General features: G+C 72.1%; 17 protein-coding genes and 2 pseudogenes. 10 read left to right on the top strand and 9 right to left on the bottom strand.

The window, feature by feature from the left end; all coding sequences use genetic code 11:
• Positions 1-138: 138 nt before the first annotated feature.
• Positions 139-1,032, top strand: coding sequence for a LysR family transcriptional regulator (locus BIV23_RS25040; RefSeq protein ID WP_071383196.1), 894 nt, complete (start codon positions 139-141; stop codon positions 1,030-1,032).
• 43 nt (positions 1,033-1,075) lie between these two features.
• Here the strand turns inward: BIV23_RS25040 and BIV23_RS25035 are convergent, their stop codons facing one another.
• Positions 1,076-2,146: an ATP-grasp domain-containing protein gene (locus BIV23_RS25035; protein ID WP_071383195.1), complete on the bottom strand. Its 1,071-nt coding sequence runs from the start codon at positions 2,144-2,146 to the stop codon at positions 1,076-1,078.
• Between the two features lie 200 nt (positions 2,147-2,346).
• Positions 2,347-4,275, bottom strand: a complete 1,929-nt coding sequence (locus BIV23_RS25030; RefSeq protein WP_079173356.1) for a S53 family peptidase — start codon at positions 4,273-4,275, stop codon at positions 2,347-2,349.
• A 349-nt stretch (positions 4,276-4,624) separates the two neighbouring features.
• Here BIV23_RS25030 and BIV23_RS25025 point away from each other — a divergent pair, with 349 nt between their 5' ends.
• Both BIV23_RS25025 and BIV23_RS25020 read left to right on the top strand, forming a co-directional pair.
• On the top strand, positions 4,625-5,857 hold the full coding sequence (locus BIV23_RS25025) for a serine hydrolase domain-containing protein (RefSeq protein ID WP_079173343.1): 1,233 nt from the start codon (positions 4,625-4,627) through the stop codon (positions 5,855-5,857).
• Complete coding sequence (locus BIV23_RS25020) at positions 5,854-7,431, top strand: alpha/beta hydrolase (protein ID WP_071383194.1); 1,578 nt, start codon at positions 5,854-5,856, stop codon at positions 7,429-7,431. The genes BIV23_RS25025 and BIV23_RS25020 overlap by 4 nt, the downstream gene beginning before the upstream one ends.
• A 26-nt stretch (positions 7,432-7,457) precedes the next feature.
• Here the strand turns inward: BIV23_RS25020 and BIV23_RS25015 are convergent, their stop codons facing one another.
• Positions 7,458-8,603: a Vgb family protein gene (locus tag BIV23_RS25015; RefSeq protein ID WP_342746378.1), complete on the bottom strand. Its 1,146-nt coding sequence runs from the start codon at positions 8,601-8,603 to the stop codon at positions 7,458-7,460.
• Positions 8,604-9,165: 562 nt separating this feature from the next.
• Entirely contained in the window at positions 9,166-10,173 is a 1,008-nt protein-coding gene (locus BIV23_RS25010; RefSeq protein ID WP_071383193.1) for a LacI family DNA-binding transcriptional regulator, read from the bottom strand.
• Between the two features lie 109 nt (positions 10,174-10,282).
• On the opposite strand from BIV23_RS25010, the gene BIV23_RS25005 reads away from it, so the two are divergent.
• A complete protein-coding gene (locus BIV23_RS25005; protein WP_071383192.1) occupies positions 10,283-11,437 on the top strand; it encodes a Gfo/Idh/MocA family protein in 1,155 nt (384 codons plus the stop codon).
• Between the two features lie 47 nt (positions 11,438-11,484).
• Here the strand turns inward: BIV23_RS25005 and BIV23_RS25000 are convergent, their stop codons facing one another.
• On the bottom strand, positions 11,485-12,183 hold the full coding sequence (locus BIV23_RS25000) for a metal-dependent hydrolase (RefSeq protein WP_245790627.1): 699 nt from the start codon (positions 12,181-12,183) through the stop codon (positions 11,485-11,487).
• Positions 12,184-12,333: 150 nt separating this feature from the next.
• Positions 12,334-12,837, bottom strand: a complete 504-nt coding sequence (locus BIV23_RS24995) for an LURP-one-related/scramblase family protein (protein WP_071383190.1) — start codon at positions 12,835-12,837, stop codon at positions 12,334-12,336.
• Between the two features lie 111 nt (positions 12,838-12,948).
• Here BIV23_RS24995 and BIV23_RS24990 point away from each other — a divergent pair, with 111 nt between their 5' ends.
• Positions 12,949-13,359 carry a hypothetical protein gene (locus tag BIV23_RS24990; RefSeq protein ID WP_071383189.1) on the top strand — a complete coding sequence of 137 codons (411 nt, stop codon included), beginning with the start codon at positions 12,949-12,951 and terminating at the stop codon, positions 13,357-13,359.
• Positions 13,360-13,472: 113 nt separating this feature from the next.
• Here the strand turns inward: BIV23_RS24990 and BIV23_RS24985 are convergent, their stop codons facing one another.
• Together BIV23_RS24985 and BIV23_RS24980 are read right to left on the bottom strand one after the other, a co-directional pair.
• The gene (locus BIV23_RS24985; RefSeq protein ID WP_071383188.1) at positions 13,473-14,552 is read right to left on the bottom strand and encodes a S1 family peptidase; all 1,080 of its coding nucleotides are present in this window, start codon (positions 14,550-14,552) and stop codon (positions 13,473-13,475) included.
• A gap of 438 nt (positions 14,553-14,990) precedes the next feature.
• Positions 14,991-15,632 (bottom strand): methyltransferase family protein, encoded by a 642-nt coding sequence (locus BIV23_RS24980; protein ID WP_071383187.1) that lies wholly within the window; start codon positions 15,630-15,632, stop codon positions 14,991-14,993.
• A gap of 192 nt (positions 15,633-15,824) precedes the next feature.
• Here BIV23_RS24980 and BIV23_RS24975 point away from each other — a divergent pair, with 192 nt between their 5' ends.
• The 3 genes from BIV23_RS24975 to BIV23_RS24965 are packed head-to-tail and all read left to right on the top strand — an operon-like array spanning position 15,825 to position 17,818.
• Entirely contained in the window at positions 15,825-16,352 is a 528-nt protein-coding gene (locus BIV23_RS24975) for a GNAT family N-acetyltransferase (RefSeq protein ID WP_071383186.1), read from the top strand.
• Positions 16,353-16,406: 54 nt separating this feature from the next.
• Positions 16,407-16,844 carry a MerR family transcriptional regulator gene (locus BIV23_RS24970; protein WP_071383185.1) on the top strand — a complete coding sequence of 146 codons (438 nt, stop codon included), beginning with the start codon at positions 16,407-16,409 and terminating at the stop codon, positions 16,842-16,844.
• The gene (locus BIV23_RS24965; RefSeq protein ID WP_071383184.1) at positions 16,841-17,818 is read left to right on the top strand and encodes an NAD-dependent epimerase/dehydratase family protein; all 978 of its coding nucleotides are present in this window, start codon (positions 16,841-16,843) and stop codon (positions 17,816-17,818) included. Before BIV23_RS24970 ends, BIV23_RS24965 begins: the two co-directional genes overlap by 4 nt.
• Before the next feature lies 1 nt (position 17,819).
• Here the strand turns inward: BIV23_RS24965 and BIV23_RS24960 are convergent, their stop codons facing one another.
• Entirely contained in the window at positions 17,820-18,797 is a 978-nt protein-coding gene (locus tag BIV23_RS24960) for an asparaginase (RefSeq protein WP_079173342.1), read from the bottom strand.
• A 200-nt stretch (positions 18,798-18,997) separates the two neighbouring features.
• Between BIV23_RS24960 and BIV23_RS24955 the strand changes: the two are divergent.
• Positions 18,998-19,958 (top strand): annotated as a pseudogene (locus BIV23_RS24955) (sensor histidine kinase).
• Positions 19,955-20,320: pseudogene (locus tag BIV23_RS46685) on the top strand (SDR family NAD(P)-dependent oxidoreductase); the annotation flags it as partial. The pseudogenes BIV23_RS24955 and BIV23_RS46685, both read left to right, overlap by 4 nt.
• Positions 20,321-20,407: the final 87 nt, after the last annotated feature.

Here is a 20,407-nt window from a genome sequence, read left to right as displayed (position 1 = left end):
TCCGTGTTCCCTTGCTGCTTGTCTTCGTGGTCTCTGTCATCGCCTGCTGGGTGTTCCGGGTGCTGCGTCGTCGAGGTTAGGAATCCGAGCGGGCATTCGGGAAGCGAGGATCGGGCATCCGTGGTATGCGTAGGACGCATGGACCTTTCCACTTCGGGCCTGCGCGTCCTGCGGCAGATCGCGGAGTCCGGCAGCTTCACGGCGGCTGCCGTGCGCCTCGGCTACACCCAGTCGGCGGTCTCCCGGCAGGCCGCCTCCCTCGAACGCGGCGCGGGCGCCGTCCTGTTCGAGCGCCGCACCGACGGAGTACGCCTCACGTCCGCGGGGCTGACTCTGCTGCGGCACGCCCGCACCATCCTGGACTCCCTCGACGCGGCGGAACGCGACCTGACCGGGACCGCACCGCAGCGGGAACGGGTGCGGCTCGGCGTGTTCCTGAGCGCGGGCGCGGCGCTCCTGCCCACCGCACTCGCACGGCTCGCGGACAGGCATCCGCAGGTCACGGTCACGACGAGCGAGGGCACGACGCCCCGCCTGGTCCGAGCGCTGCGCGCCGGCTCGATCGACCTCGCCCTGCTGACGTCCCGGCCGCCCCACCGGCCCCCGGACGGCGAGTCGCCGCGCCTGCACGTCGAGACGGTGGAGGACACCGAACTGCTCGTGGCCGCGCAGACGACGGGGATGTTCGCGGGCCGCACCTCGGTGCACGTCGACGAGCTGGTCGACGTCGCCTGGATCGCCACCCCGTCGTCTGACTCCGAACCGCTGCTCGGCGTCTGGCCGGGCCTGCCAGGCCGACCTCGTGTCAGCCATGCCGTGCGCGACTGGCTGGCCAAGCTTCATCTGGTCGCCGGCGGCTTCGGTGTGACCACGGTGCCGTCACGCATGTCGGCGGTGCTGCCGCCCGGGGTGACCCTGCTGCGCGTCGAGGGCGCGCCCCGTGAAGTCCGCCGGATCCTCCTGGCGCGGCTGCCGGGCCGCCCCGCACCGGCGATCACGGCCGTCGCTCAGGCGTTGACGCCGACCGCCTGAGCGCCGGCCGCGCCGCGGGAGGTCACCTGGGGCGAGCCGGGTCTCACTCCCCGGCCGGCATCGCGGTGCCGCGCCGGTCCCCCGCGCCCGGCCGAACCGCGGCGGGCTTCTCCCGCCGCTCCGTCGGTCTCGTGGGCGGGCGGGGCGTGCCCGGACGGGGTGCCTGCGACGCGTCGCAGGCACGGACGGCCAGACGGCGGGCGACGCAGGCCACGATCGCCGGGGCGATCGCGGTCATCTCCGGGCGCCAGCCCGGCACGGCGTTCACCTCGCAGACCGTGAAGGTGCCGTCGGCCGCGAACAACATGTCCACCCCGGCGACGTCCAGGCCGAGGGCGCGGGCCGCGCGCACCGCCAGTTCCTCGGCCTGCGGATGGCGGCCGGCGCACAGCGTGGCGGAGCCGCCGTTGGCGATGTTCGCGGCGAGGACGCCGTGCCGGGACGCGTGCAGGACGCTGCCCACCGGCTCGCCGTCGACCACGACGACACGCAGGGCGCGGCCGTGTGAGCCGGCCACGTACTCCTGGAACAGGAACGGCGTCCGGGCCGCCAGACTGCCGGACAGCTCACGCAGCAGACCCCGCTCGCGCGCGAGGAAGACCTGCCGGCCCTTGGTGCCGCTGACGGCCTTGACCACGCACGGCGTGTGCAGATGCGGGCTGCGTACGACGCCGTCCAGGGGGGCGGTGGCGTACGAGAGCGTGTCGGGCACCGGCAGTCCGGCCAGGGCGAGTTCCTGCACCTGCCACACCTTGTTACGGGCCGTCAGCTGGGCGTCGGCCGGATTGACGAGGGTGCTGCCCATGCGCTCCAGGTGGCGCAGCAGGGTCGTCTCCCGGTCGCTCCGCATGGAGCCGGGCATCTGGCGTACGCACACCACGTCCGGGGCCGGCAGGTCGACGCCGCCCAGGGTGTGCAGGACGAGCCTGCCGCCCCGGACGCCGAAGAGCAGTTCGTCGGTGTGCCAGAGGACGAAGCGGGGTCCGAAGGCGGCGGTGAACGCCGCTGCCAGTTCGGCCGTGGACCGCCGCAGCGCGACGGGCCGCTCCCGCACCAGCATCCACACATCGGCCGGTACCGGAAGCTCCGGCCGGCCACGGTGCCGTGTGTCCACTCCGACTCCTCGTCTCTTCGCCACCCGCCGATGCCGGGCCGTCGAGCACCACTGTCACACATCCGTGATCGCGGCATCACGGAACGCGACACGATGGCGGATACGGCACGGCGGGCCGGGGAACCGCCCGACCGGTGCCCGATGTCGGTGGCGTGGAGCGGGAGTTGGGACGCCGGTGAGGTGACGGGTGTTCAGGCCGGTCAGGGGGCGGCGCGGCGCAGCCCGGCGATGAAGGCGGCGCCGTTCGGTGTGCCGACGCCCGTCATCGTGTCGTAGCCCTTGGCGGCGACCTGCTCGGTGGAGGGGCGTTCCTGGGAGCCGAGGACGTCGACGCCCGGGGCTCCACCGGAGCCGTCCGCCGCGAGGTAGACGGCCCTGTTCCGCTGCGGCGTCCGGGAGTCGACCGGCAGGACGTCGTGGTACGCGCGGGTGCCGGCGAGCCGGTAGATCAGCGGGTCGCTGAAGCCGAACGCCGTCGTCCTGCCCTGCTGGGCGTCGGCGATCAGACCGGCGATCAGCGGACACGCCAGGCTCGTGCCGGCGTTCACCATGGTCCGGTACGGCCCCGGCTTCCCGTCGCTCCCCGACTCGGTGTACCCGGTCAGGAGCCCGGTGTCGAGGTCCGCGTCGGCCGCGATGTCGGGTACGGCCCGGTCGGTGGCGACCCGTTTGCCGACGCGGACACGTGACATCGACGGGGGGACGACGCCCTTCTGGTAGGCGGGCTGGCCGTCGACCAGGCTGGTGCCCCCGCCGCCCCCGCTGATGCCCAGGTCACTCCACTTGCCGTGCTCCAGGGAGCCGTAGTCGCTGGACCACCCGGTCTCGAAGACCCGGTTGTCCGTCGCCCCGATGCCGAGGCTGGTGCCGCCGACCGCCACCGCGTACGGGTCGGAGTCGGTCACCGTCAGCCCGGGTGTGTCACCGGAGGAGAAGTACATGCCGACCCCCTCGGCCGCGGCCCGCACGTCGATCGCGTGCACGGTCTTCGCCGGCACCATGCCCAGGGGGATCTGCCACGAGTTGGACACGATGGAGGCGCTGGGGCGCTTGCCGTCGCCGGTCAGCACGGAGAGCGCGGCGTCGAGCAGGGCCTGGTCCTCGTCGCAGCCGCCGCCGACCACCATCAGCTGGTCGGCTCCGGGTGCCATGGCGTAGACGGCCTCGGAGTCCATCTCCGCCTCGTCGTCCACGGCGGTCGCCTGCGCCGCGCCCCGCGTGGAGGTGCCGCAGGACGTGCCCGCCCGGACTTCCCGGAACTGGGAGGGTTTCGGCGCGGGCAGGTGATTGGTGCGCGCGTACTCCGTCAGCGTCCGGAACATCGCGGTCGGTGCCTCGTCCTCGGTCAGGGCCACGGTCTGGCCCTTGCCGGTGTCCGTCCAGGTCGCCCCGTAGGCGGCACGGATCTGACGGGCGGAGTACCCGCACACGGGCAGCGAGGCCGTGCTCAGACCCTGGTAGGCCGGGTGGAGGGGGTGCGTGTGCTGCGCCCAGTACCCGGAGCAGGCCGGTGCCTTGGGCGCTGCCGTGGCCTGCGCCCGCGCCAGTGTCCGGGGACGGGACTGCGTCTGCGGTGCGGCCGCGGTCCGGGTGGTGTCCGGCCGGGCGCCGCTCATCCCGGTCACCCCGAGGACGTCGGGCGCGAGCGGGGCCGGCACCGACACGTCGCGGTCGTTGGACTGGATCAGCGTGGTCCCGCCGAGCGGCTCCTGGGCCCGGTACCGGTTGATCCGCACCCGGAACGCCGACTGCACCGTCGACGCCGGCCCCGTCGCCGAGACGTAGTCGCGGCCGTCGCTGATGTGCACCCGCGTCAGGCCCTTGGTGCTCAGCCATGCGGCGACCGCCCTGGCGTGCGCGGCGGACGGCCCGAAGCGGGCGGTGTAGGCGTCAGGGCCGAGGTAGTGGTGGAACTCGGCGCTGCCCGGCGTGGCGACCGCGTCGGCGAACGCGGCGGCGCCGGCCAGATCCGGTTTCAGCCACACCTGGACGGTCATGTCCCGGGCGGACGGCACGGCACCGGCGAGAGGCATGGTGTGTACGGCGGGGGAAGCCGTCCCCGGCACCGTCGTCGTGGCCGCCGCCTGTGCCGTGCCGGGCACCCCCAGCAGCGCACCGGCTGCCAGCACGGCCGTACAGCCGGCCACGGCAGCGGCGGCCCGGCTCCGTCCCCGACGCCGCGTCGCCGCACCCGCTCCCCGCGCGTTCACGAACGCTCTCTCCACGTGCGTCCCCCCAGCCCGGCCCGAACCCTCGGGCGCCGCCACGTTCCCGATCCAGCATCTCCTGAACCTGCTCTGCTTCTCCTACGACGACGGCCCGCGGCCCGGGGTTGCGGTCATCCGGTGCACATGACCGAATCCAGCCCTTCCTGGCGGGTGGGGGTAATGCCCCGTCATGCTCTGGTGCTGCCCCCACCCCGAAGCCTCCTGCCTGCCGGAGTGATCAGGTCCCCGCCGCTGCCTAGCGTGCTGTCCCATGTCGATCCCCCTCCTGAACCGATTACTCCGCCTCCTCCGCGGGCGTACCGGCCTCGCGGCCACCGCCACCGCCACGGTCACGGCCGTCGTGCTGACCGCGGCGCCCATGGCAGCCGCCCAAGCGCCACCGCCGACCCGTGCGTCCAGCCCGTGCGGCACGCACGACGCCGTACGCCGGTCCCTGCACCACCTGGTCGTACACGACCGGATCGCCGGTGCCGCGGTCCTCGCCGACGGCGCCGGCGCGGACGCAGGCTGCACCCGCTGGACCGCGACGGACGGAGTGGCCGATCTGCGCTCCGGCCGCCCGATGAACACCACCGACCGGCTGCGCGTCGGCAGCGTCACCAAGACCTTCACCGCGACGGTCGTCCTCCGACTCGCCGCCGAGCGACGCCTGTCATTGGACGCGCCGGTCGAGCGGTATCTGCCCGGACTGATCCGGGGGCACGGGTACGACGGCCGTCGGATCACCGTCCGGCAGCTCCTCCAGCACACCAGCGGACTGCCCGACTACCTCGACGCGCCCGTCTGGGACCACCCCGAGCCGCTGCGGCACCGCCACTTCGCACCGCGCGAACTCGTCGCGGACGCCCTGCGGTTGCCCCGGCCGCGGCAGTCCTGGCACTACGCGACCACCAACTATCTCGTCGCCGGGCTGATCGTACGCGCGGTCACCGGGCGCTCCCCCGAGTCGGAGATCACCCGTCGCGTCATCGCGCCGCTCGGGCTGCGCGACACGTACTGGCCCGGTGACGACGCCCGCCTCCACGGGCCGTACTCCCACAGCTACTTCACCACGGACGACGGCCGCCGCGCCGACGGCACGAGCTGGAACATGACCTTCGGCGGGGTCGGCGGGGCGCTGGTGTCCACACCGGCCGACCTGATCCGGTTCGCCACCGCCCTGTTCGGCGGGCGCCTGCTGCCGGCGGCCGAACTCGCCGACATGCGGCGGACGGTGGCCGCCGATCCCGACCGGCTCTGGCCCGGCGCCCGGTACGGCCTCGGGCTGATCTCCTCGCCCCTGTCCTGCGGCGGAACCTGGTGGGGTCACGCGGGTACCGTGCCCGGCGGCCACCGCGCCCTGGTCGCCGTCGGCCCCGGCGGCCGGAGCATCGCCGTGGCCCTGAACGAGATCCCGGCGACGCTCCAGGCCGAACGGGACTTCCTCGACGTCGTCGACAAGGCCTTCTGCGAGGCGCCCCGCTCCGAAAGGACATCGGCATGACCGCCCCCACCCCACGCGGCGCCGGTCGCCGCTCGCGCCGCCGTACCGCACGGTGGGCCGTGGCCGCCGCCCTGTGTCTCGCGGGCGCGCTCACCCTGGGCAGCGCCCCGTCCGCCACCGCCGCGTCCGCCGGCGATCCCCTCACCCGTTACGACCACCAGCGCCTTCACTGGAAGAGCTGCCGGCTCGGTCCCGACGACGCCACCGGCAAGGATCTGGAGCATGCCGGCGCCCAATGCGCCGACGTCACCGTGCCGTTGGACTACGCCCGTCCCATGGGCCGTACGATCACCGTCGCGATCTCCCGGATCCGGGCCGCGGACACCGCCCACCGCATCGGCGCGCTGCTGCTCAACAGCGGCGGCCCGGGCGGACGGACCATCGGTGATCCGCCGTGGGTGCGCGCGGCGATGAAGGAGGTCGGCAAGCGCTACGACGTCGTGGGCGTGGACCCGCGCTTCGTCGGCCGGAGCACCCCGCTGGACTGTCACTGGCCCACCGGCAGCATGTTCCGCGGGGCGGGCACCGGCCGCGCCGGCTTCGACCGGATGGTCGCCTTCTCGGCCGGCCTCGCCCGCCGTTGCCGTACCTACGCTGGCGACCTGATCCCGTACGCCACCACCCGGAACACCGCCCGGGACATGGACGTGATCCGTGCCGCCCTCGGCGAACGGCGGATCTCGTATCTCGGCTACTCGTACGGCAGTTACCTCGGCCAGGTGTACGCGACGATGTTCCCGGACCGGACCGACCGAGTGGTACTCGACGGTGTGATCGATCCCGCTCGCTACGGTCCGCGGCTGTTGCTGAGCGCGCAGCAGGCCAACCGCGACGCCTTGGGCGACTGGGCCGTCTGGGCCGCCGCGCACGACGCGGCCTACGGCCTCGGACACAGCCGGAGCGCGGTGCTGGCGACCGTGAACGCGGTCCGGTCGGCCGCCGCCCGCACCCCCCTGCGGCTCGGCACCCACCGGGTGGACGAACACATCGTGCCCGTCCTCGTCTTCAACGGCCTCTCCCAGGACAACCCCACGGCCTACGGCGACCTCGCCCGGGCCGTGCGGGACCTGCGGCGGGCCGCCGACGGCCGGACCGTCACCCCGTCCCCGTGGCTGGCTGATTCACTGGACTTCCTGCTGACCGGGCACGACTCCACGTACGGCAGCGCCCAGACGTCGATCCTCTGCGGCGACATGGCCGCCCCGCACGACCCGGAGACGTACTGGCGCGATCTGACCCGTGCCGGGTCGCGCGACCGGATCTTCGCTCCCGTCGCGAACGACATCAACCCGTGCGCGTTCTGGGCTCCGCCCCGCGAGCGTCCGACGACGATACGCGGCGACCTGCGGGCCCTGCTCGTGAACGCCACCGGTGACCCGCGCACCGTCTACCAGGGTGCCGAAGCGGTCCGCCGCCGCTGGCCCGGCTCCCGCCTGGTGACCCTGCGCGGGGCGGACCAGCACGCGGTGTTCGGCGTCTTCGGCAGCCCCTGCGTGGATGCCACGGTGAACGCCTATCTCGCGACCGGCCTCCCACCGGCCGACGACGTCACCTGCTCCCGGCCCGCCGCATGATGCGACAGCGCCCTGCGTCTTCGGAACTACGGCGCGATCCGGGCGACGGCGCCCGTCTCCAGCGCCGCCCAGAGGGCGCCGTCGGGGCCCACGGTGATGCCGTGCGGTTCGGAGGAGAGTGACGGCAGGTCGTACTCGGTGATCCCGCCGCTCGCGGTGATCCGCCCGATCCGGTTGGCTCCCCATTCGGTGAACCAGCAGTCCCCGGTGGCGGCCGCGACGACCGCATGGGGTTTCGCCGTGCGGTCGGGCAGCGGGAACTCGTCGATCCGGCCGTCCGTCGAGATCCGGCCGACCTGTCCCGCCCCGATCTCGACGAACCACAGAGCGGCGCCGTCGCTGGTGATGCCCACCGGCGCGGCGCCCGGGGTGGGCAGCGGGTACAGCGCGGTGTCGCCGTCGGTGGTGATCCGGCCGATCGCGTTCGCCTGGTTGAGGGCGAACCACAGGGCTCCGTCGGGGCCGCCGGTGATCGCCGCGGGAAAGGCGCCCTCGACCGGGAGGGCGAACTCACTGATCTCCCCCTTGCCCGTGATCCGGCCGATCCGGCCGGTGTTCATCTGCGTGAACCACAGCGCGCCGTCCGGACCGGCGGTGATGCCGTAGGGCCCGCTCTCGGGCGTCGGCAAGCCGAAGGACTCCGCCTCGCCCTCGGTGGTGATGCGACCGATCCGGTGGTCCTGGGACCGGGTGAACCACAGTGCCCCGTCCGGCCCCGGGGTGATGACCGTGGGCCGGCAGGACGGCATGTCCAGGGGGAATTCCCTGAGTTCGCCGTCGGGGGTGAGACACGCGATGCTGCCGCTGTGTACGAAGGTGAGCCACAGCGCGCCGTCAGGGCCGGCCGTGATGCCGTAGGGCCCGCTCTCGGGCGTCGGCAAGCCGAAGGACTCCGCCTCGCCCTCGGTGGTGATGCGGCCGATCCGGTGGTCCTGGGACCGGGTGAACCACAGTGCCCCGTCCGTCCCCGGGGTGATGACCGTGGGCCGGCAGGACGGCATGTCCAGGGGGAATTCCCTGAGTTCGCCGTCGGGGGTGAGACGCGCGATGCTGCCGCTGTGTACGAAGGTGAGCCACAGCGCGCCGTCGGGGCCGGCCGTGATGCCGTAGGGTCCGGCGTCGTTGTCCGCGACGGGGATCTCCCTGACGACGGGAGAGTCGGACTGGTGCACAGCATCTCCTTCAGAGGCGGGGGACGAACCGCTACGACCCCTTCATCGCGGTTCGCCGACGTGGTCCGGACGGCGTCGGGCAGCGTGGCGGGTCGGTCCACGGCCGCTCCGCCCGGATCACCTGCGGGACGGCCGCGAGCGGCTCTTCCGCCTGCCGTCCCGCCGCAGCGGCGCAATGCTGCAGCGGTCGATGGTGTCCATGTGTCGCATCCTCGCATCCGGCGCCCGAAGGCGGCGCCATCGGGCACACTTCGTGCGCGGTCGGCCGACACGTCGACGTCGCCGCCCTGGAGGAGGCGTTCGAGCGGGCCTGCCGGTACGGCAGCAGCCCCTCGCCGCACCGTCCCACGCCGGCGAGCTCACCCTGATCGCACGAACCGCGCCTGCGCCTGTTCGGCCCGGCGGAGGCACATGAACTGCCGGACGTCCTCCAGCACTTCGGCACGACCGACCACGACCGGGGAGCACGGGCCCGCCGCTTCGCGGCCGAACTCGCGGCCCGTGTCCCGTTCCGTTCCGCGACGCTTGTGACGCCCAGGCCGTAGGGCGCCCTTGATGACGGTCAGGTGGCGGTGCGCGGTGGGGCGGTCGTGCCTCGCGCTTCGAGGGACGGGGTCGCGAGGTCGACCTCGGCCGGGCGGTCCGGCTCGTCGATCCGGTCGAGCAGCCGCTGCGCGGCCCGGCGGCCCACGTCGTGGCCGGCGTTGTCGACGGTGGTCAGCCACAGATGGCGCAGGCGCGACACGTAGGTGTTGTCGTAGCCGACAAGGGAGAGGTCCCGCGGGACCCGCAGGCCGCTCTCCTCGGCGGCCGAGAGTGCGCCGACGCAGGTCATGTCGTTGACCGCGAAGACGGCGGTCGGGCGCTGCGGACGGCTCAGCAGCCGGACGGCGGCCCGGTAGCCGCCCTCCTCGGTGAGATCGCCCTGCTCCACGACCGCCGTGTCGGCGAGTCCGTGCTCGCGCATGGTCGCCTCGAAGCTGCGCCGGCGCAGTTCGCCGACCGCGCCCTGGCCGGCGATGTGGGCGATGTGCCGGTGCCCGAGGCCTATGAGGTGTTCGGTGGCCAGGCGGGCGCCCCGTTCGTCGTCGTTGGCGACGATGTCGACGCCGGGCAGTACCGGCTCGCGGGCACCGGCGACGACGGTGGGGATCCGGCCGGCCGCGGTGCGCAGGGCCTCGGGGTCCTGGAGCGTGCCGACGGCGATCAGGCCGTCGACGCGCAGTTCGGTGAAGGTCCGGGTGAGATCCTCACCGAGCCGCCGGTTGAGGTGACCGTCGGCCAGCAGGACGTGCATCCCGCTGTCGTACAGCAGCCCGTTCAGACCGTCGAGCAGTTCCACGAACCAGGGGTTGCGCAGGTCGTTGAGGAGCACGCCCACCGTGTGGGTGCGCCGCTCGCTCAGGCTGCGCGCGGCCGCGTTGGGCCGGTAGCCGAGCGCTTCGACCGCGGCCAGGACGGCCTCACGCTTCTGTGGCCGTACCCCCGCCGAGCCGCGCAGCACCAGCGAGACCAGTGACTTCGACACGCCGGCCCGCTCGGCGACGTCACGAATGGTCGGAGTGCTCATGTCTGGACCGTTCCATATTCTGCCCGGCCCTGTAAAGACCTCTTGACATGAGCGAGCGCCGGCCTTCAGGGTGTGCGCAAGTTCTGGAACGGTCCAAAGAAGGGCGCTCATGGTGAACACGCTCGGCGTCGCGGTCGTCGGATTCGGCTGGATGGGACGGGTGCACACGCAGGCGTACGCCCGTGTGCACCACCACTTCCCCCAGCTGTCCCTTCGGCCGGAACTGGTCGCCGTCGCCGACGAGGTACCGGGCCGGGCAAAGGAGGCGGCCGGGCTCCACGGCTTCGCCTGCGCCACCCGGGACTGGCGCGAGGTGGCCGCCGACCCCCGGGTCCGGGCGGTCAGCATCACCGCCCCCAACTTCCTGCACCGCGAGATCGGCGTCGCGATGGCCGAGGCCGGCAAGCACATCTGGATCGAGAAGCCGGTCGGACTGACCGCCGAGGACGCCCGGGCCGTGGCCGACGCGGTCGCCAAGGCCGGGGTACAGGGCACCGTCGGCTTCAACTACCGCAACGCGCCCGCCGTCGAAGCCGCCCGCGAGCTGATCAGCGCCGGGGAGATCGGCACTGTCACCCATGTCCGCATCCGTCTCTTCAGCGACTACGCCGCCCACCCTCAGGGCGCTCTGACCTGGCGCTACGAGCGCGCGCGTGGTGGCAGCGGGGTGCTCGGCGACCTCGCCTCGCACGGCGTCGACCTGGCCCGTCATCTGCTCGGCGAGATCACCTCGCTCACCGCCGACACCGCGGTCTTCGTCCCGCAGCGGGCCCGACCGACCGGCGCCACGGCCGGGCACAGCCTCACCGACGGCGGCGACCTCGGCCCGGTCGAGAACGAGGACTACGTCAACTGTCTGCTCCGCTTCGCCTCCGGCGCCCGGGGCGTCCTCGAAGCCTGCCGGGTCTCCGTCGGCGAGCAGAACAACTACGGCTTCGAGGTGCACGGCACCAGGGGCGCCGTCTTCTGGGACTTCCGCCGCATGGGCGAGCTCGGCGTCAGCCGCGGCACGAGCTACCAGGACCAGCCCGTCAGCACCGTGTACGTCGGCCCCGGCCACGGCGAGTACGGCGCGTTCCAGCCGGGGGCCGCCACCAGCATGGGCTACGACGATCTGAAGGTGATCGAGGCCCACCGCTTCCTGCGCTCCATCGCCGAGGGCACCCCCGTGGGCGCCACCCTGGACGACGCCGTGGCCAGCGCGGTGACGCTGGACGCGATCGGCCACTCCGCCGAGCGGGGAGCGTGGGTGGACCTCGTCTGAGCACCGTACGTCCCGCGACGCCTGCGGTCGGCGCCGGTGACCGCCTCTCAGTGCAGGGGGTGCGGGGACAGCACGGTGAACCAGAGGAGGGCGATGGTCCCGGCGCCCATCAGCGGGGTCAGTATCTCGGTCTCCAGCTTGTTGCCGCTGCTCTTGATCAGCACGATCTCGTAGCGGGTCCTGAGCGGCCACAGCCACGGCGCGCCCTGCTTGGTGATGGAGTCTCCGAGGAGATGGGCCAGGCAGCCGAGGCCGATGGCGTAGGGCAGCCAACCGGGTGCCGAGGGGATGAACTTGTCGATGGCGGCGGTGCCCAGCGCGGCCAGCGCCACATTGGTGCCCCAGGCATGGAAGCCGTGTCCGGGCGGGCAGAGATTGAGTGCACGCACCGCAAGCGCCAGCAGGAAGAAGCACATGCCGAGCGTGAACGGCCGTCCCAGATAGGCGACTCCGGCCCACGTGCCCGCGGTCATGAAGGCGATGAAGAACAGGGAGTGGGTGGCATGCCGATGGCCGCCGGAGACGAAGGCGACGAACCGGCACAGCATCTTGGAAACCGGGCCGAGGAAGTTCGCGATCGTGCCGTCGTGGTGGTCCAGGTCCGGCAGCAGCGCGGCGCCCGCGCACAGCACCGTGCCCATGAGGATCTCCTGGGGCGACAGATGCGTGTGCAACAGCACGGGCGGCAGGTAGGGAGCGGTGCCGGCGAACAGCAGGGCGCCGCTCACGGCATGCGAATGGCCCATCATGGTGAGGTTGTTCTCCCCCGGTTGGGCGCCGTGACTACGGCGCGTCGGTGTCCGAGCGTCTCAGAGGTACGCGCGACCGGCGATGTACGTGCGGTCGGTGATGTGTGTGCCGACGGTGAGGTGCGTGCGGTCGGCGGGGTGTGTGTCTCAGAGGTTGGTGAGCTGCTCCCCCTCGGCATCCTCGATGATGTGGTCCACGCACACCGCGAGGATGATCAGCAGCAGCCAGTCAGGTTCGCTCATCACGTCGACCGCGTAGGCGTCGCGGATGGTGAACCAGCGGCGCGAGATGTGTGCCAGGGTCCCGCTGTCGTCCGCGATGTCGAACTCGCGGTCCCAGAGGTTGCCCGCGATCCGCAGCCGGCGCCCGCCGCGCAGGGTCACCTTGTAGCGGTCCCTGAAGATCCGCAGGGTCCGCTTGCTGATGCGGCCCACGGTCTCGCCGTGCTGCTTGATGAGGATCGTGTGGTGGAGGGTGAGCGCCTTCTTGACGATGCGAGCCACCTGCTCGCCCTCGGTGTCGACGAAGTCGAACGTGGTACGCAGCCGCAGCAGTTTGCGGTTGACCTTGAAGAGCTTCTCCCGGTGCTCCGTCTCGACCCAGGCCTCCTCGTGGAAAGCCAGCATGCGGTCGCGTACCAGGTAGCGCATGAGTACCCCGTCCAGATCCCGAGAGAGGAAGAATCACTGTCCGCCGCGATAATAGTTGCGGCGTTGCGCAAGACAGCAACCCCATCCGCACCGCACACGGGGAGGGCATGAATGACCATCACGCACCGACCGGGCCGAAAGGGCCCCGTCGCGACCGTACTTCTGACGCTGGTGCTCGGCCTCGGCCTGGCGGTGACACCGGCCGCCGCCGCGCCGGGCACCGCTCGGCAGGCCACGACAGCCGCGACAGCCACGACGGCTGTGGCGACCACCGGCACTGTACGCGCCGGAACGTCAGTTCCGGGCACCGTCTCCACCATCCGCCTGAGGCACACCACTTCCACACATCATGTGTCGGCGACCCGTCTCCACAGGACGAAGACCAAGAAGAAGAGTTTCCTCAAGAGGCTCGGTATCTTCCTCCTGGTCGTCGTGATCCTCGTGATCCTCTTCGTCGTCCTGGTCATCTGGTTGCTGGTCCACCTCGTCCGCCGGGTCTTCCGGGGCGGGCGCGAGCGCTGAGAAGCCCGCAGGCGACGGCGCCCTGAACGGGAAAAGCCTCAACCGGCCCCGCATGAGGGCCGGTTGAGGCGTACCGTGCACGCGACGCTCATGACGTCGCGGGCCACCGACGGTTACGGAATCGTGGCTCCCTCCGCGCTCAGCGCCGCCGGCACCGGCTGGAAGAAGGTCTCACCGCCGGACGTGCAGTCTCCGCTGCCGCCCGAGGTCAGGCCGATCGCCGCGTCGGAGTCGAAGAGCGCGCCACCGCTGTCGCCGGGCTCGGCACACACGGTGGTGTCGATGAGCCCGGAGACCGAGCCTTCCTGGTAGTTCACGGTCGCGTCGAGCCCCGAGACGGACCCGCTGTGGACCCCCGAGGTGCTGCCGCTGCGCGTGACCGACTCGCCCACGTACGCGTCGGCGGCGTGGGTGATCTGCTGGCTGCTCCCGTCGTAGAGGTCGACGGCGCTCGCATGGTCGCTGCTCGCGTCGTCGTACTGCACCAGGGCGTAGTCGGTGCCGGGGAACTGCGAGTCGACGGTCTGGCCGACCTCCCCGCCGCCCTGGGAGTCGGACCACGTCTGGGACGCGTTGCCGCAGTGCCCGGCAGTCAGGAAGTAGGGCGCGCCGTTCACGGTCACGTTGAATCCGAGGGAGCAGCGGACACCGCTGCCCCAGATGGCGTCGCCGCCCGCGATGAACGGCTTGAACGGGGAGGCGGTCCGGTGTACGACGACCTTGTCGCCGAGCGAAGCAACCACGGAGTCCAGCCGGGCGCGCTGGGCACCGGTGACCGTCGGGTCGACGGTCACGACCACCTTGTCCTGCCGGGGGTCGATCGACCAGGCGGTGCCCGCGATCCGGGCGCGTTGGGTCAACGTGCTCTGCACTGCGCGGAGTTGGGTGGTGGAGTAGCGCACGGATCTGGGGAAGGCGCCGGTCGCGCGGACCTGGGCGGCCAGGGACGGGTCGGTGATGCCGACGACGAACCGGTGGGCCGCGGCGTCGTAGTAGGAACCCGCCGCGTGGTCGCCCAGTCGTGCGACGAGGGAAGCGGCGGACGCGGCACGGGCCGCGGCCGGGGTGGTCGCGGCGGCGGGAGCGGCCGTGGCCGAGCCGGCGCCGGGGAGCAGGGCCGCGGCGGCCGTGAGGACGATGACACCGGCTCCGGTGAGTGCGCGGTTGGTGCGGGTGGTTCGGCGTTGCGCCATGTGAGGCCTCCAGTGGGGTTGCCCCGCCCTGTCGACGGGCCGGGGCCGGAGGAACGACAGAGACGGGCACGCCCCGAACCCGAGGGTCGGTCGTGCCCATGCCAAACGCCGACGAGTATGGCGAGTCGCTCCCGTCGCAACAAGGAGGGTTTCCGGCCTGACCTCCGGCACCACGGACACGCAGGCGGCGCCACCATCCCCGCACTCCGTGCCCCGGTACGGGCGCCCGGTGTCACACACGGTCGCCGCCAGCGCGCCAGCCGTCCACGCTCGGTTCATCAAGGGCTGGCCGGTACGCATTGATCCCGTTCGGAATTCGAACCGATCGTCCTTTATTTAGACCACTCTTGGCCCATTGATGACCTGACGCGACCACGCCCTCGCGTGCCTACGGCTCCACGGCCGTCGCATGTCCACGACTTCACGGCCGTCGCATGCCTACGGCTTCGCGCTGTCCCGGTGGTCGGCGTCCGTCCGCGCACGACGTATCCAGGGGATCAGCGCCGGGACCCGGGCGCGGTAGGCTTCGTAGGCCGGACCGAACCGGTCGGCCATCAGGCGGTCCTCGGCCCGGACCCGCAGCAGCATCCAGGGCACCGCGACGATGAGGAAGGCCACCCAGACGCCGAAGCCACAGGCCAGCATCCCGCCGGCGACGAGGCCGAGCAGGCCGGCGTAGATGGGGTGGCGGACCAGCCCGTAGGGGCCGTCCGTGCGGAGTTCGTGGTGCTCCCGCACCGTCGGGACGCTGGCCCACATCGTGCCCAGCACCCAGCGGGCCCACAGCAACAGAGCCGTGGAGGCGACGGCGAGCGCGGCGCCCAGGAGGGCCAGCTCGGGCTGCCAGTAGCGCAGGTGTCTCCAGAAGTCCCAGGTGCGGCCGAGCAGGAGCCAGAACGCGTAGACACCCGCTACGAGGAGGAGCCGGCGGGGCAGTGTGCTCCGCTGTCCGCGCCACCAGCCGCGCACCCCGGAGTGGCTCTTCACACCGAAGTAGACGGCGCCCACGATCCAGGCCGCGTAGAAGACCAGGCCGCAGATGACGATGAGCAGCACGAGCGCCGAGTGAAGCGATCCCATGCCTCAAGGGTGCTCCGCACGGGCTGTCGGTCACCACCACCCACGGGTCGATGGAGACGCTCCCCCGATCTCCACCCCTGGACGGAGATCGGCCGCCCGCCGCCTGCTGCCCGGGCTCGACCGTCGACAACATGCTCACGCTAGTCTCGGCCACGTCCGCCGCGTTTCACCATGGAGAGGCGAGTACCCGAGATGACAGCGCCCCAGGTGGTCGTCCGTCCCGCGACCTCCGCCGACCTGCAGGCCGTAGCCGACATCTACGCGTACTACGTCCGCCACACCGTGGCCACCTTCGAGGAGACCCCGCCGACCGTCGCCGACTGGCAGGACCGGCTCGACGGCCTGACCGGGCGGAGACTGCCCTTCCTCGTCGCCACGTCGGACGGGGCGATCACGGGCTTCGCCCTTGCCGCTCCATGGCGCCCGAAGCCGGCGTACCGGAGCACGGTGGAGGACACCGTCTACCTCGCGCCCGACGCCGTCGGCCGGGGGATGGGCACGGCCCTGCTCGACGCGGTCGTCACCGGGTCCGCCCGGGCGGGGATGCGGCAGATGATCGCCGTCATCGCCGACACCGGCAACGACGCCTCCCGCGCGCTGCACCGCCGCTTCGGCTTCGCCGACGCCGGTCACCTGGTGCGGGTCGGGCACAAGCACGGCCGCTGGGTCGACACCTTCCTCATGCAGCGGGAGCTGACCACCGAGCACGTCCGCCGGTGATCCCCGTCCGCCGGCGCTTGACCTCAAGCGCTTGAGGTGTGGTCTGCTGACGCCATGACGACCTTCACGATTCATGACGTATCAACCCGTAGCGGTCTCAGTGAGCCCACACTGCGCTATTACGAGGATGTCGGGCTCATCGGACCGATCGATCGCGACGAGAGCAGTGGGCACCGCCGGTACAGCAGCCGGGACCTCGACACGCTGGAGGCACTGTCCTGCCTGCGCGCGGTCGGCGTGAGCATCGAGGACATGCGCACCTACCTGGGCAACCGGGCGCGCGGCCGGGAGGCTGCGGCCGAGCAGCGTGACCTGCTGCTGCGGCACGCCGAACGGATCGAGTCGGAGATCGCCGCCCAGCGGGCGCGGCTGGGCTACCTGCGCGAGAAGGCGGCCATGTGGGACGCCCGCGACCGCGGCGACGCCGCCGCGGAGGCCGAGTCGATACGGCGTCTCGTGGCCGCGGTCGAGGGCCTGGGGGTGCTGCGATGAGCCGGGTGCTGGTCACCGGCGGAGCCGGTTACGTGGGGACGCACCTGATCACGGCGCTGCTGCGCGCCGGGCGCCCGGTGCGGGCCACGGTGCGTTCGACGGCCCGGGAGTCCGAGCTGCGCGCGGCGGTGCGGCGCGGCGGCGCCGACGACGACGGCCTGGAGGTCGTCGCCGCGGACCTGATGTCCGACGACGGCTGGCGCGCCGCGGTGGCCGGCTGCGAGGAGGTCCACCACGTCGCCTCGCCCCTCCCGGCCGTCCAGCCGGAGGACCCGGACGAGCTGATCGTCCCCGCCCGCGACGGCACGCTGCGGGTGTTGCGGGCCGCGCGCGACGCGGGCGCCCGGCGCGCCGTGCTGACCTCGTCGTTCGCCGCGGTCGGCTATACGCCGAAGCCGGGCGCCGAGTTCACCGAGGCGGACTGGACCGATCCCGACACACCCGGGCTCGCGCCGTACCCCCGGTCCAAGACGATCGCCGAGCGGGCCGCGTGGGACCTGATGGAACAGGAGGGCGGCGACACCGAACTCGTCGTCGTCAACCCGACGTTCATCCTCGGCCCGGCCCTCACCACGGAGCCGCGATCGTCGACACAGTTGGTCAAGGCGATGCTCGACGGCACGATGAGCGTCGCACCCCGCCAGAGGTTCGGCGTCGTCGACGTCCGTGACCTGGCCGACCTGCACATCCGCGCGATGGCCGCCCCTGAGGCGGCGGGCAAGCGCTTCCTGGCCGTCGCCGACGGCCCGACGCTGAGCTTCCTGGAGATCGCCGAGATCCTGCGCCGACGGCTCGGTCCGCTCGCCGCGCGCGTACCCACGCAGGAGGCACCGGGCGACGAGCCGCCACGGCCGGTCATCCGCAACGACCGCGCCCGCGAGGAACTCGGCTGGCGCCCGCGCCCCGTCGAGACCACCATCGTGCAGACGGCCGAGAGCATGCGCGGCCCGGGGACGTCCGAAGCGCGACGGTGACTCAGCCCCGCAGGGCGAACGCCTCGGCGATCCCGTCGCGCCCGGCCCCGGTCGCCAGCAGCAGCCGGAGCAGCACCCGGGCCTTGTACGGGTCGAGGAAGCCGCCGTCGATCAGCCCGCGCCGGCGCAGGTCCGTCTCCGAGCCGGGAGCCTCGTAGGTGTGCCGCAGCACCGAACCGCTCCCGGTGCGCGAGGTCAGCACGACCGGCAGGTGTGCGGCCAGCGCGCCGAGCCGTGGTGCCAGCACGTCCGGCACGTGACCGACGCCGAAACCGGCGACCACCAGGCCCCGATGTGTCGCTTCGAGCCCGTCGAGCCGCGCGCCGTCGTCGTCCAGGGTGACCACGTGCAGGGCCACACGGGCGGTCTCCAGCCGCTCCCGGTCGACGTCGGCCGGGAGCGGCTCGTGCCGGGGCGGGGTGAGAAGCATCCGCACCCGGCCCTCGACGACATGGCCGAGCGGGCCGGCACTCGGCGAGGCGAAGGCCGCGGGGTTCGTACTGTGCGTCTTGCGCACCCAACGCGCCGCGTGCACCTCGTCGTTGAGGACGACCAGCGCACCCGCACCGCGCGCCTCCCGGGCCGCGGCGACGCGCACGGCGGCGAGTACGTTGGCGGGGCCGTCCGCTCCGGCCATGGCCGGCTGGCGCATCGCGCCGGTCAGCACGAACGGCGCGTCGTGCGGCCACACCAGGTCGGCCAGGAAGGCCGTCTCCTCCAGGGTGTCCGTGCCCTGGGTGACGACCACGCCGTCCGCGCCCTCGGCCACGGCCCGCGAGGCGTCGGCGACGACGTCGAGGACCTGCGCGAAGGTGAGACTCCCGCCGGGTACGGCGTGTACGTCCCGAACCTCCAGCGGAACTCCGAGCTCCGCCAGGCCCGGTACGGCGGCGGTGATCTCGGCGCCGCTCAGCCGTGCTCCCCGAGCCTGGCCCGGCACCGAGATCGTGCCTCCCAGTGCCAGCAGTACGACGCCCAACGCCCGCTCCCTCAGCCCGGGTTCCGCCGGATGGAGATCCACCGACCGGTCACCAACCTACCCGTGCGCCTGCCCCAGGACGTCTCGGACGGCATGTCAGAACGCGCTTTCTGCACACCCATTGACCTTGGCCGTCCACATCCATAGCCTCCAATCTCATATATGGACGGCTTGTTCGGCGTTCAAAGGGGAGCTGGCCCATGCCACTTGTTGTCGTTGCCGTCGGCGTACTGATCCTGCTCTTCCTGATGACGAAGCTCAGACTCAACGGCTTCGCCGCCCTGCTGCTCGTGGCCGTGGGTGTGGGCCTGGTGCGAGGCATTCCGCTGGAGAAGATCCCCGATGTGCTCTCCGAAGGCATCGGCGGACAGATCGGCGACACCATGCTCACCATCGGGCTCGGCGCCATGGTCGGGCGGGTGAGACGAGTTCCGCGAACTCGCCGACGCCTTCGACGCGATGCTCGCACGGCTCGAGGCACACGTCGCCGAACAGCGGCGGTTCGCCGCGAACGCCTCCCACGAGCTGCGCACCCCGCTCGCGATCTCGAAAACCCTCCTCGACCTGGCCCGCACCGACCCGACGTGCGACACCGGCGAAATCATCGACCGCCTCCACACCGTCAACACCCGAGCGATCGACCTCACCGAGGCGCTGCTCCTGCTCAGCCGCGCCGACCAGCGGGCCTTCATCCGAGTCCCCGTCGACCTGTCCCTCCTGGCGGAAGAGGCCACGGAAACGCTCCTTCCCCTCGCGGAGAGGAACGGCGTCACCATCGAGACCTCCGGCGATGTCACCCCCACGATCGGCTCGCAAGCGCTCCTGCTGCAGCTGACCATGAACCTCGTGCACAACGCGATCGTCCACAACCCGCCCGAACACGGCACCGTGTGGGTCCATACCGGCGTCCGCCCCAGGAGTGTGGTGCTCACTGTCGAGAACACCGGCGAGAGGCTCACCCCACAGCTGGTCTCGACACTCACCGAGCCCTTCCGACGCGGCACCGAACGCATCCGCACCGACCACGCGGGCGTCGGACTCGGCCTGGCGATCGTCAAGACCATCACGCGCGCACACGACGGAACACTCACCCTCACCCCGCGCCCCGCCGGCGGGATCCGCATCACCGTGGAACTCCCCGCGGCAGCCCGCCTCACGTGACGAGGCAGGGGACTCCGCGGAACACGATCAGGGAGTGGACGTGGAAAACCTCTGTGGCAAGGTCGCGCTGGCCACCGGCAGCAGCCGGGGTATCGGGCGAGGCATCGCCGAAGGCCTGGCCCGGGACGGCGCGCGCACGCGGGGAAGCGGCGATCGACATCCTGGTGCACAACGCGGGGCTCGACCTCATGGGGCGTCCGATCGAGGTGCTCACCCCTGAGGAGTTCGACCGGATGGTCGCGGTCATCGTCAAGGCACCGTTCTTCCTCACCCAGCGGCTGCTGCCACGGCTGCGCGACGGCGCCCGGATCATCACCGTCTCGTCCGTCTCCACCCGTATCGCCTCCGCCCACGGCATCGGCTATCCGCTCACCAAGGGCGCCCTCCAAGTGTTCAGCCACACCCTGGCCAAGCACGATCGACGTCACCGGCGGCGTCAACCTGCAGCG

Origin of the sequence: Streptomyces monashensis (assembly GCF_001866665.1) — a bacterium.
Taxonomy (GTDB): domain Bacteria; phylum Actinomycetota; class Actinomycetes; order Streptomycetales; family Streptomycetaceae; genus Streptomyces; species Streptomyces monashensis.
This window is presented reverse-complemented; position numbering and strand designations above follow the sequence as displayed.

Coding starts and splice junctions, on each gene's coding strand:
- BIV23_RS24970 (WP_071383185.1), top strand. CDS start 16,407: ATGACGACCTTCACGATTCATGACGTATCAACCCGTAGCGGTCTCAGT.
- BIV23_RS24995 (WP_071383190.1), bottom strand. CDS start 12,837: ATGCGCTACCTGGTACGCGACCGCATGCTGGCTTTCCACGAGGAGGCC.
- BIV23_RS25005 (WP_071383192.1), top strand. CDS start 10,283: ATGGTGAACACGCTCGGCGTCGCGGTCGTCGGATTCGGCTGGATGGGA.
- BIV23_RS24980 (WP_071383187.1), bottom strand. CDS start 15,632: ATGGGATCGCTTCACTCGGCGCTCGTGCTGCTCATCGTCATCTGCGGC.
- BIV23_RS24965 (WP_071383184.1), top strand. CDS start 16,841: ATGAGCCGGGTGCTGGTCACCGGCGGAGCCGGTTACGTGGGGACGCAC.
- BIV23_RS25025 (WP_079173343.1), top strand. CDS start 4,625: ATGTCGATCCCCCTCCTGAACCGATTACTCCGCCTCCTCCGCGGGCGT.
- BIV23_RS25040 (WP_071383196.1), top strand. CDS start 139: ATGGACCTTTCCACTTCGGGCCTGCGCGTCCTGCGGCAGATCGCGGAG.
- BIV23_RS25020 (WP_071383194.1), top strand. CDS start 5,854: ATGACCGCCCCCACCCCACGCGGCGCCGGTCGCCGCTCGCGCCGCCGT.
- BIV23_RS25000 (WP_245790627.1), bottom strand. CDS start 12,183: ATGGGCCATTCGCATGCCGTGAGCGGCGCCCTGCTGTTCGCCGGCACC.
- BIV23_RS25010 (WP_071383193.1), bottom strand. CDS start 10,173: ATGAGCACTCCGACCATTCGTGACGTCGCCGAGCGGGCCGGCGTGTCG.
- BIV23_RS24990 (WP_071383189.1), top strand. CDS start 12,949: ATGACCATCACGCACCGACCGGGCCGAAAGGGCCCCGTCGCGACCGTA.
- BIV23_RS24975 (WP_071383186.1), top strand. CDS start 15,825: ATGACAGCGCCCCAGGTGGTCGTCCGTCCCGCGACCTCCGCCGACCTG.
- BIV23_RS24985 (WP_071383188.1), bottom strand. CDS start 14,552: ATGGCGCAACGCCGAACCACCCGCACCAACCGCGCACTCACCGGAGCC.